Annotated in this window: 2 protein-coding genes; both read right to left on the reverse strand. The window is 72.2% G+C overall.

The annotated features are described in order from the left end of the window. On the reverse strand, window positions 1-1,776 hold a 1,776-nt coding region (locus GWI24_RS29825), incomplete at its 3' end, for a type I polyketide synthase (RefSeq protein WP_210948996.1). 82 nt (window positions 1,777-1,858) lie between these two features. Then, a partial coding sequence (locus GWI24_RS29830; RefSeq protein WP_308344128.1) for a type I polyketide synthase occupies window positions 1,859-12,688 on the reverse strand: 10,830 nt, incomplete at its 5' end.

Genomic DNA, 12,688 nt, shown 5'->3' on the forward strand with positions numbered 1-12,688 from the left:
CATCGCCTCAGCGAACACCGGCGAGGACTCCAACAACCCCACCGCCATACCCACCCACTGCGCCCCCTGCCCCGGGAACACAAACACCGAACGACCGGGAGGCGCGCTCTCGCCCACCACCACGCCCGGCAGGGCGGACTTGTCCGCGACGGCGTCCAGGCCGGCCAGCAACTCGTCCTGGTCACGGCCCACCACCACTGCCCGGTGGTCCAGCACCGACCGGGTCGTCACCAGTGACCGCGCCACATCGGCGGCGCCCAGCTCGGCGCGCTCGGCCACGTACTCCCGCAGCCGCCCAGCCTGTGCCCGCAGACCCTCCGCACCATGGCCCGACACCACCCAGGCCACCGGGCCCTCGGCAACCTCGGCCTCAGCGGCCTCGGTCGCCTCGGCCTCCGGGGCCTGCTCCAGGATCACATGCGCGTTCGTCCCGCTCACACCGAACGAGGACACACCGGCCCTGCGCGGCTCACCCGTCTCCGGCCACGGGGTCGACTCGGTCAGCAGCGACACCGCTCCCGCCGACCAGTCCACGTGCTCCGACGGCTCCTCGACGTGCAGGGTCTTCGGCAGCACACCGTGGCGCATCGCCATCACCATCTTGATGACGCCGCCCACGCCCGCGGCCGCCTGCGTGTGTCCTACATTGGACTTGAACGACCCCAGCCACAGCGGCCGGTCCGTTCCGGCGCGCTCCTTGCCGTAGGTGGCCAGCAGCGCCTGGGCCTCGATCGGGTCACCCAGCGGCGTTCCGGTGCCGTGTGCCTCCACCGCGTCCACATCGGCAGCCGACACACCCGCGTTGCGCAGCGCATCACGGATCACCCGCTGCTGCGAGGGGCCGTTGGGCGCCGTCAACCGGCTGCTCGCGCCGTCCTGGTTCACGGCGGCGCCGCGTACGACGGCCAGCACTCGGTGCCCGTTCCGCTGGGCGTCGGACAGCCGCTCCAGCAGCAGCACACCGGCGCCCTCGGCCCATCCGGTGCCGTCCGCGTCGTTCGAGAAGGACTTGCAGCGTCCGTCCACGGCGAGTCCGCGCAGTCGGCTGAACTCGATGAACACGCCCGGCGTCGCCATCATGGCCACGCCGCCGGCGAGCGCCAGCGAACAGTCGCCCTTGCGGAGCGCCTGGACGGCCAGGTGCAGCGCCACGAGCGACGAGGAGCACGCCGTGTCCACGGTCACCGCGGGACCTTCGAAGCCGAAGGTGTAGGAGATGCGGCCGGAGGCGATGCTTCCCGCGCTGCCGTTGCCGAGGTGGCCTTCGAGGCCCTCGGGGATCGACTGGATGCGGGAGCCGTAGTCGTTGTACATCACGCCGACGAACACGCCGGTCCGGCTGGAGCGCGCGGACGCCGGGTCGATGCCCGCCCGCTCCAGCGCCTCCCACGAGGTCTCCAGCAGCAGCCGCTGCTGCGGGTCGGTCGCCAGCGCCTCACGCGGGCTCATGCCGAAGAACGAGGCGTCGAAGCCGTTCGCGTCGTGCAGGAACCCGCCCTCACGCGTGTAGCTCTTGCCCACCTGCTCCGGGTCGGGGTCGTACAGGTCCTCGTCCCATCCCCGGTCCACGGGGAAGGTGGAGATGGCGTCGGTGCCCGACGCCACCAGCTCCCAGAGGTCCTCGGGCGACGCCACCCCACCGGGATATCTGCACCCCATGCCGACGATGGCGATGGGTTCCCGGTCCCTGTCCTTGAGTTCCTTCAGCTCTTCACGGGTCTCGTGCAGGCTGGCCGTCGCGCGCTTGAGGTAGTCGCGCAGCTTGGTCTCACTCACCGCTTCTTGTCACTCCTCTGAGAACCCCGGACAGGGGTGGAAAGCCTTCGGCCGGTAACTTCCGGGGACGGGGGTGTCCAAGTCACGAGAGCTCCTCGTCGAGGAAGTCGAAGATCTCGTCGTCGGTCGCCGACTCGAACCGGTCGGCGGCGGCGACCCCACCGTTCGCCGTCTCTGTCTGCTCCCCCGCGGTCAGCTTGGCCAGGACCTGCTGCAGGCGTGAGGTGAGTCGCTCCCTGGCGGCTTCGTCCGCCACCACCTCGGCGAAGGAGCTCTCCAGCTTCTCCAGCTCCGACAGGACCGGCAGCACCACCGACGCGTCCGGCTCTTCGCCGACGAGCTCATCGGCCAGATACCCGGCCAGCGCCCTGGACGTGGTGTAGTCGAACAGCAGGGTGGCGGGCAGCCGGAGGCCGGTCACCGTGCCCAGCTGGTTGCGCAGTCCGACCGCGGTCAGCGAGTCGAAGCCGAGCTCCAGGAAGCCACGGTCGGGGGCGATCATGCGGGCGTTGTCGTGGCCCAGTGCCATGGCCGCGTGCTCGGTCACCAGCTCGAGGAGCGCCTGCCGCCGGGCGGCCGGGTTCATCGAGCCGATACGGCGACGGAGGTCGGCGGAGTCGGCTCCGGAACCGCCCGTGGACGTCCTCGCGGGGCCGCGCCGGACCGTGGTCCGGATGATGCCCCGCAGCAGCGCCGGGATGGGCCCGTCCTGGGCTCGCCACGCCGAGGCGTTGAGCCGTGCCGGGACGAGGGTGGCCGCGTCGATGCCGCACGCGGTGTCGAACAGGGCCAGCGCCTCCTCGGAGGCCATCGGGGTCACGCCCTCGCGGGCGAGGCGCCGCATATGGGCCTCGTCCAGCTTGCCGGTCATGCCGCTGCGCTCCTCCCACAGGCCCCAGGCGAGCGACTGGGCGGGAAGGCCCTCGGCCCGGCGCCGCTGCGCGAACGCGTCCAGGAAGGCGTTGGCGGCCGCGTAGTTGGCCTGGCCGGTGCCGCCGAGGGTCCCGGAGAGCGAGGAGAAGAGCACGAACGCGGACAGGTCGAGACCGGTGGTCAGCTCATGCAGGTTGAGCACCGCGTCGACCTTGGGCCGCAGCACACGGTCGACCCGCTCGGGGGTGAGGGCCTCGACGACGCCGTCGTCCAGCACGCCGGCGGTGTGAACCACGGCGGTGAGCGGGTGCTCGTCCGGCAGAGCGGCCAGGAGCGCGGCGAGGGCGTCGCGGTCGGCGGTGTCGCAGGCGGCGACCGTGGCGTCGGCGCCGAGCTCCGCCAGCTCCGTGCGCAGTTCGGCCGCGCCGTCCGCGGCGAGACCGCGGCGGCTGACCAGCACGAGGTGGCGGACGCCGTGCTCGCCGACGAGGTGCCGGGCGACCAGGCCGCCGAGGCCGGACGCCGCTCCGGTGACCAGGACGGTGCCCTGCGGGTCCCAGGTGGTGCCGTTGGTGGCTGTGGTCTCCTCAGTCGCCCCGCCGCGAGCCGGGACCCGGGCCAGCCGGCCGGCCAGGACCTCGCCGTCGCGGACCACGATCTGTGGCTCGTCGGCGGTGAGCGCCACCGGGAGGATCCGGCGTGAGCCGTCCTGGTCGTCCAGGTCGGCCAGGACGAACCGTCCGGGGTTCTCGGACTGGGCCGAACGCACCAGGCCCCAGACGGCCGCGGCGGCGGGGTCGGCCACATCGGTGTCGTCGCCCGCGGCGATGGCTCCCTGGGTGAGGAACACCAGCCGGGAGGCGCCGAAGCGCTCGTCGGCCAGCCAGCCCTTCAGCAGGTCGAGGGCGCGGTGACCGGCTTCCCGTACCGCGTCCGCCAGCTCCTGCGTGCGGCGGGTGCGGGACATATGCGCGGCCAGGACGACCTCGGGCGCGGTGGCGCCCGCGTCGATGGCCTCGGCCAGGGCCGCGAGGTCCGGGTAGGTGTCCACGGTGACATCGGCCGATCCGAGGACGCCCGCCACCTCGACCTGGTCGGGTCCGACAAGCGCCCAGCGCCCGGCCCCGCTCGGCGCCGGGGCGCGGGAGGTGTCCGATGCGGTCGGCACCCACTCGACCCGGTACAGCGACTCGTACGGCTGGGCGGAGTTCACCTGCTCGGGGGCCACGGGCCGCAGGACGAGGGAGTCCACCGAGGCGACGAGCGCACCGGAGGCGTCGGTGGCGTGCAGGGAGACCGTGTCCTCGCCGACGCTGCCGAGCCGTACGTGCAGCGCGGACGTGCCGGCGGTGTGGAGGGTCACCCCGTTCCAGGAGAACGGAAGGGTGCTGCCGTCGGTGCCGGACGGCTTGAACGCCACGGTGTGCAGCGAGGCGTCGAGCAGCGCCGGGTGGAGGCCGTACCGCGCGGCATCGGCTTCCTGCGCCTCGGGCAGGTCGACCTCGGCGAAGATCTCGTCGCCACGTCGCCAGGCGGCGCGCAGGCCCTGGAAGGCCGGGCCGTAGGCGAAGCCGACGTCGATGAACCGGTCGTAGAGGTCGGCCACGTCGATCGGCTTCGCGTCCGCGGGCGGCCACACGGCGAAGTCGGCGGCCACGGACTCCGGTGCCGTGGTGGCCGGGTCCCTGGTGAGCAGGCCGGTCGTGTGGCGGGTCCAGGGGTCGTCCGGCTGGGCGTCCTCGGACCTGGAGTACAGGTTGAGCGAACGGGCACCGGACTCGTCCGGCTCGCCCACGGTGAGCTGGATCTGGACCGCGCCCCGTGCGGGCAGGACCAGCGGCATCTCGATGGTCAGCTCGTCCACCCGCTCGTAGCCCACCTGCTCCGCCGCGCGCAGGGCCAGTTCCACGAAGGCCGTGCCGGGGAAGAGGACGGTGTCCGCGAAGGCGTGGTCGGCCAGCCACGGCTGGGAGGAGACGGACAGACGGCCGGTGAACAGGTAGGAGTCGGTGTCGGCCAGGGCGACGGCGGCGCCGAGGAGCGGGTGGTCGGGCGAGTTCAGCCCCGCCGAGGTCACATCTCCACTGGCGGCCGGCGCCGATTCGAGCCAGTAGCGCTGCCGCTGGAAGGCGTAGGTGGGCAGCTCCACCCGCCGGGCGCCACGCCCGGCGAACACCGCGTCCCACGCCACCGTGATGCCGTGGACGTGGAGTTCGGCCAGCGCCGTCGTCAGCGCCTGGACCTCCGGGCGGTCCTTGCGCAGGACGGGGACGAGGGCGGGGGCGACCACCCCATCGGACTCGTCGGCCGTCAGGCAGTCCTGCGCCATCGCGGTGAGCACACCATCCGGGCCCACCTCCACGAACGCCGTCACGCCCAGCTTCTCCAGGGCCCGTACCCCGTCCGCGAACCGCACGGCCTCCCGCACATGGCGCACCCAGTACTCGGGCGAGCACACCTCGTCCGCGTCCGCCGACTCACCCGTGACGTTGGAGACCAGGGAGATGGTCGGCGGGGCGAACGACAGGCCCTCGACCACCTTCCGGAAGTCTCCGAGCACGCCATCCATGCGCGGGGAGTGGAAGGCGTGGCTGACGCGCAGGCGGCGCGTCTTGCGGCCCTCGCGCTCCCACTGCCCGGCGATGTCCAGCACGGCGGCCTCGTCGCCCGCGATGACCACGGCGGTCGGGCCGTTGATCGCGGCGATGCTCACCTCGGCCTCACGACCGGCCAGCGATGCCGCGATCTCCTCCTCGGGCGCCTGGACGGCCACCATCGCGCCGCCCTCGGGCAGCGCCTGCATCAGCCGGCCACGGGCCGCCACCAGCGCACACGCGTCCTCCAGGGTGAACACGCCCGCCACATGTGCGGCCGCGACCTCACCGATGGAGTGGCCGATCAGCACATCCGGGGTGACACCCCAGTGCTCCAGCAGCCGGAACAGCGCCACCTCGATGGCGAAGAGCGCGGGCTGGGTGAACGCGGTCTGGTCGAGCAGCTCGGCCTCCGCGCTGCCTTCGGCCGCGAAGATCACCTCGGTCAGCGGGCGGTCGAGCAGCACATCGAGATACGCGCACACCTCGTCCAGCGCCTGGGCGAACACCGGGAAGGCGTCGTACAGCTCCCGGCCCATGCCCAGCCGCTGCGCACCCTGCCCCGAGAACAGGAACGCCGTCTTGTGCTCGGCCCGCGCCACACCCTGGATCAGCGTGGCCGCGTTCCTGCCCTCCGCGAGCGCGTCGAGTCCGGACAGGAACTGCGCCGGCTCCTCGGCGACCACAACGGCCCGGTAGGGAAGGGCGGAACGGGTCGTCGCCAGCGCATGGCCGATGTCGGTGACGTCACCGGCGTGTGCGGTACGGACACTCTCGAACTCGCGCAGTCGCCCGGCCTGGGCGCTGAGTGCGTCGGCGCTGCCGCCGGAGAGCACCCAGGGCACCACCGCGATGGGGGCCGACGAGTCGTTGACCCCGCCGCCCGTCTCCGGCGACGGCGACTCGACGGGGTCGGCCGCCTCGATGATGGTGTGCGCGTTGGTACCGCTGATCCCGAAGGACGACACGGCCGCCCGGCGCGGGTGGTCCGTCTCCGGCCACGGGGTCGGCTCGTGCAGCAGGGACACGGCGCCGCTGGTCCAGTCGATGTGCGGCGAGGGCTCGTCCGCGTGGAGCGTCTTCGGCAGCACGCCCTCGCGCATCGCCATCACCATCTTGATGACACCGGCCACACCGGCGGCGGCCTGCGAGTGGCCGATGTTGGACTTGATGGAGCCCAGCCACAGCGGCTGGTCCTCCGGCCGCCCCTGACCGTAGGTGGCCAGCAGCGCCTGCGCCTCGATCGGGTCACCCAACGAGGTGCCCGTGCCGTGGGCTTCGACCGCGTCCACATCGGCGGTCGACAGGCCCGCGTTCTCGAGGGCCTTGCCGATCACGCGCTGCTGCGACGGGCCGTTGGGCGCCGTCAGACCGTTGGACGCGCCGTCCTGGTTGATCGCCGAACCCCGGACGACGGCCAGCACCTTGTGGCCCTTGCGGCGGGCGTCCGACAGCCGCTCCACCAGGAGCAGGCCCACACCCTCGGACCAGCCCGTGCCATCGGCCTCGGCGGAGAACGCCTTGCACCGTCCGTCCGGCGACAGCACGCGCTGGGCGCTGAACTCGACGAACGTGCCCGGCGTGGCCATGATCGTCACACCGCCGGCCAGCGCCATGTCGCACTCGCCCTGGCGCAGTGACTGGCAGGCCAGGTGCAGGGCGACCAGCGACGACGAGCACGCGGTGTCCACCGTCACGGCCGGGCCCTCGAAGCCGAAGGTGTAGGAGAGGCGGCCGGAGGCGACGCTCGACGCGCTGCCGAGTCCGAGATAGCCCTGCACACCGTCCGGCGCGCTGACGGCCCGCCCGCTGTAGTCCTGATAGTTCGAGCCGATGAAGACACCCGCCTGGCTGCCGCGCAGCGCCGCCGGGTCGATACCGGCGCGCTCGAACGCCTCCCAGGAGGTCTCCAGCAGCAGCCGCTGCTGGGGGTCCATGGCCAGGGCCTCACGCCGCGAGATGCCGAAGAAGTCCGGGTCGAAGTCGGAGACGTTGTCCAGGAATCCGCCGGTGCGGGCATATGTCTTGCCCGGCTTGTCCGGGTCGGGGTCGTACAGCCCCTCGAGGTCCCAGCCACGGTCGTCGGGGAAGCCGGAGATCGTGTCGACTCCGGCGTTCACGATGTCCCACAGCTGCTCGGGAGTCCGCACACCGCCCGGGAACCGGCAGCTCATCGCCACGATCGCGATGGGCTCGTCGTACGAGTCCGAGCGGGTCGGCGTGGTCTCGACGACCCCGCCTTGCTCGGTGCCGAACATCTCGCCGTGCAGGAACCGCGCCAGGACCGTGGGCGTGGGGTAGTCGAAGACCAGGCTGACCGGCAGGCGCAGCCCGGTCGCCGCGCCGATCCGATTGCGCAGCTCAACGGCGGTCAGCGAGTCGAAGCCGAGGTCGCGGAAGGCACGGTCCGAGGCGACCGCGTCCGCGCTGTCGTGCGCGAGGACATCGGCGGCCTGAGCACGCACCACGTCCCGCAGCGCCGCTTCGCGCTTCTCCCGGGGCATGGCTTCCAACCGGTCGTGCAGTTCCGCCCGTCCGGGGTCGGCGCTGCCCGCCGTGGACCGCTTCTCCGTGGTGGCGCTCCGCGCGTTCCGCAGCTCGCGGAAGAGGGGGGTGTCGACGGCGTCCGCTTCGAAGCGCGTCCAGTCGATGTCCGCGACCGCGAGGAACGTCTCGTCGAGGTCCAACGCCTGCTGGAGCGCCGAAATCGCCAGCTCGGGGGACATGGCCAGCATCCCCGATCGGGTCATCTGCTCGCCGACCTCGCCCGTGACCAGGCCGCCTCCGGCCCAGGCGCCCCAGGCGATGGACGTGGCCGGAAGGCCGTCCGCGCGCCGCTGCAGCGCCAGTGCGTCGAGGTAGGCGTTACCCGCCGCGTAGCTGCCCTGACCCGGGCCACCCAGGGTGCCCGCCGCCGAGGAGAACAGCACGAAGGCCGACAGATCCATCCCGGCGGTCAGCTCATGCAGATTCCGCGTGGCATCCACCTTCGGACGCAACACACCGGCCGCACGGCGCACCGTCAGGGCGTCCAGGACACCGTCATCGAGCACACCGGCGGTGTGCACCACGGCGGTCAGCGGGAACTCCCGCGGGATTCCATTCAGTACCGCGGCCAGCGCCTCGCGGTCGGCCGCGTCACACGCCGCCACCGTCACCCGGGCGCCGAGCTCCTCCAGCTCCGCCTTCAGCGCGGCGGCGCCTTCAGCCTCCATGCCACGACGGCTCGTCAGCACCAGATGCTCAGCACCCGTACGCGCCAGCCACCGGGCCACATGACCACCGAGCGCACCCGTGCCACCGGTCACCAGCACCGAACCACTCGCACGCCAGCCACCGGTGTTCGTGGCCTCAGGCGCGGAAGCCCGCACCAGCCGCTTGGCGAACACACCCGAGCCACGCACCGCGACCTGGTCCTCGCCGCCCTCGACGGACACCACCCCGACCAGCCGCGACACCGCACGCTCGTCCAGCGTCTCGGGCAGGTCCACGACGCCGCCCCAGCGCTGGGGGTACTCCGCCCCCACGATCCGTCCCAGGCCCCACACCATCGCCTGCACCGGGCTCACCAGCCGGTCGGAGCGACCCACCGACACCGCGCCCCGGGTGCCGCACCACAGCGGGGCCACCACACCCGCGTCGCCCAGCCCCTGTACCAGGCCCACCGTCGCCGCCAGCCCGACCGGGACGATCTCGAACGACTCATGCGCCGACTCGTCCAGCCCCAGCAGCGAGAACACGCCCGCCACGTCCGAGGGCTCCACCCCGGCCTCGTCGAGTGCCACACGCAGCCGCTCCGTGATGGCCTCGCGGCCATCCGCCGCCCCGACGACCACGCGAACCAGGTGCGCACCGCGCCCGGCCAGGCCATCCAGCACGGCGGCAACCAGGACATCGTCATCACAGGCTTCCGGAACGGCCACGAGCCAGGTGCCCGAGAGCGTCGTCTCGGACGCGGACGCCAGGGGCTTCCAGACCGCCTTGTAACGCCAGCCGTCCACCGTGTTCTGTTCACGCCGCTGACGACGCCAGGACGAGAGGGCCGGAAGCAACGCCGTCAGCGACGACTGCTGCGCCTCGTCCTCCACCTCCAACGTCCGCGCCAGCGCCTCCAGGTCCTCGCGCTCGACGGCCTCCCAGAAGCGCGCGTCCACCGCGTCCGCGCTCAAACCGTCACCCGCGGCCGCCACCTCGGCGGCCGAGAGGGCGTCCAGCCAGTACCGCTGCCGCTGGAAGGCGTACGTCGGCAGGTCGACCCGGCGACCACCGTTTCCGGCGAATACCTTCCGCCAGTCGACGCCGCCCCCGCTGACGTGAAGCTCGGCGGCGGAGTTCAAGAACCGCTCCAGGCCACCCTCGTCGCGGCGCAGTGTGCCGATGACCACAGCCTGGGCCTCAGCGGCCTCCACGGTCTGATGGACGGGGAGGGTGAGCACCGGGTGCGGGCTCACCTCGATGAACACGCCGTGGCCGGTGTCGAGGAGGGTGCGGGTGGTGGCCTCCAGCTCGACGGTCTGGCGCAGGTTGCGGTACCAGTACTCGGCGTCCAGACCGGCGGTGTCCACCAGCTCACCGGACACCGTCGAGTAGAACGGCACCTCCGGCACGCGCGGCTCCAGGTCCGCCAGGACCTCCAGCAGCTCCTCCCGGATCGCCTCCACGTGCGCGGAGTGCGAGGCGTAATCCACCGGCACCCGGCGAACACGGATCTCCTCACCCTCCAGCTGGGCCACCATCTCGTCCAACGCGCCCGGGTCACCCGAGACCACGACCGAGCCGGGGCCGTTCACCGCCGCGACGGATATTCCACCGTCCCAGGCGGCGATACGCTCCTTGACCTGCTCGACCGGCAGCCCGACCGACACCATGCCGCCACGACCCGCCAGACCCGCGGCGATCGCCTGCGACCGCAGGGTCACCACCTTCGCGGCGTCCTGCAGCGAGAGCGCACCGGCCACGCAGGCCGCGGCGATCTCGCCCTGGCTGTGGCCCATCACGGCATCCGGCTCGACACCCATCGAACGCCACAGCTTCGCCAGCGACACCATCACCGCGAACAGCACCGGCTGGACGACGTCCACCCGGTCGAATCCCGGAGCACCGTCGGCGCCACGCAGCACCTCGGTCAGCGACCAGTCCACGTACACAGACAGGGCCGTCTCACACTCGGCCATCGCCTCAGCGAACACCGGCGAGGACTCCAACAGCCCCACGCCCATACCGATCCACTGCGCCCCCTGACCGGGGAACACAAACACCGAACGGCCACGGACATCCGCCACACCACGCGTCACACCCGAGGCAACCTCATCCCCGGCCAACGCGCCAAGCCGCTCCAGGAGCTCCTCACGATCGGCCCCCGTCACCACCCCACGGTGCTCGAACACCGACCGCGACGCCACCAGCGAGAACGCCACATCCGCGGCACGCAGCTCCGGACGCTCCGCCACGAACTCCCGCAGCTGCTCGGCCTGCGCCCGCAGCCCCTCCGGGGTACGGCCGGACAGCAGCCACGCCACCGGACCGTCGGCAGGCTCGGCCTCAGCGACCTCGGCCGCCTCGGCGGCCGGAGCCTGCTCCAGGACCGCGTGCGCGTTCGTCCCGCTCACGCCGAAGGACGACACGCCGGCGCGGCGCGGATGCCCCGTCTCCGGCCAGGCCGTGGCCTCGGTGAGCAGCTCGATGTCGCCCGCCGTCCAGTCCACGTGCTGTGACGGCTCATCGATGTGCAGCGTCTGCGGCAGCACACCGTGACGCATGGCCATCACCATCTTGATGACACCGGCCACACCGGCCGCTGCCTGCGAGTGGCCGATGTTGGACTTGATGGAGCCCAGCCACAGCGGCTGGTCCTCCGGCCGCCCCTGACCGTAGGTGGCCAGCAGGGCCTGCGCCTCGATCGGGTCACCCAGCGACGTACCCGTGCCGTGCGCCTCCACCGCGTCCACCTCGGCGCCCGACAGGCGGGCGGTCTCGAGCGCTGCGCGGATCACCCGCTGCTGCGACGGGCCGTTCGGGGCGGTCAGACCGTTGGACGCACCGTCCTGGTTGACCGCCGAACCCCGGACGAGGGCCAGCACTTCGTGGCCCTTGCGCCGGGCGTCCGACAGCCGCTCCACGAGCAGCAGCCCGACGCCCTCGGCGAATCCGAATCCGTCGGCGCGGTTGCTGAACGCCTTGCACTTGCCGTCCGCGGACAGCGCCCGCTGCCGGCTGAAGTCCACCAGCCCGGCCTGTGTGGACATCACCGTCGCGCCACCGGCCAGCGCCATGTCGCACTCGCCCTGGCGCAGCGCCTGGACCGCCAGGTGCAGCGCGACCAGCGACGACGAGCACGCGGTGTCCACCGTGACCGCGGGGCCCTCGAGGCCGAGGGTGTAGGAGATCCGGCCGGAGGCCACGCTGCCCGCGCTGCCGGTGCCGAGGTAGCCCTCGAAGCCCTCGGGAGCGTTCCCTTGCAGACGGGTGCCGTAGTCGTTGTACACGACGCCGACGAAGACGCCGGTCCGGCTGCCCTTCGCCGTCTCGGGGTCGATACCGGCCCGCTCGAACGCCTCCCACGACGTCTCCAGCAGCAGTCGCTGCTGCGGGTCCATCGACAGCGCCTCACGCGGCGAGATCCCGAAGAACGCCGGGTCGAACTGGTCCGCCTCGTAGAGGAAGCCACCGTTACGGGCGTAGTACGTGCCCTCGCGCGCGGGGTCCGGGTCGTACGTCGACTCGAGGTCCCAGCCACGGTTGGACGGAAGCGACGACGTGGCATCGGTGCCCGCCATCACCAGCTGCCACAGCTCCTCGGGCGTCCGCACATCGCCGGGGAAACGGCAGCTCATGGCGACGATCGCGATCGGGTCGTCGTCCGTGCTTGCCGGGGTGCCGGAGGACCCGCCCGCCGCCGGTACCGCGATGGCCGCGGCCTGCGCACCGAGGATCTCCGAGCGCAGATAGCCCGCCAGTACGGTCGGGTTCGGATAGTCGAAGACGAGCGTGGCCGGGAGGCGCAGACCCGTTTCCGCGCCCAGACGGTTCCGCAGTTCCACGGCGGTGAGCGAGTCGAAGCCCAGCTCCTTGAAGGGCCGCCCCACCTCCACGGTGTCCGACTTCGAGTGTCCCAAGGCGGCGGCCACCTGGATGCGGATCAGCTCTTCGAGCAGGAACTGCTCCTGGTCCGCCTCGGACATGCTGAGCAGTCGCCGCCGCAGGCGGGCGGCGATGTCGTCCCCGTCCGCGTCTCCGGCGCCCGCGACACGCCGGACCGTCATCCCCGGCACGACGTTGCGGAAGAGGGCGGGGAGTTCGGCGCCCTGCGCACGCAGCGCCGGAATGTCCAGCCGGAAGAGAACGGGAACCACCGCGTCCGAGACCAGAGCGGCGTCCAGCAGCTCAAGCCCGTCGTCCGTGGCCAGTGGCAGCACGCCCGAGCGGGATATTCGCTGGATGTCGTC

Source organism: Streptomyces sp. MK37H (assembly GCF_018035285.1).
In the GTDB taxonomy this organism is placed as follows: domain Bacteria; phylum Actinomycetota; class Actinomycetes; order Streptomycetales; family Streptomycetaceae; genus Streptomyces; species Streptomyces endocoffeicus.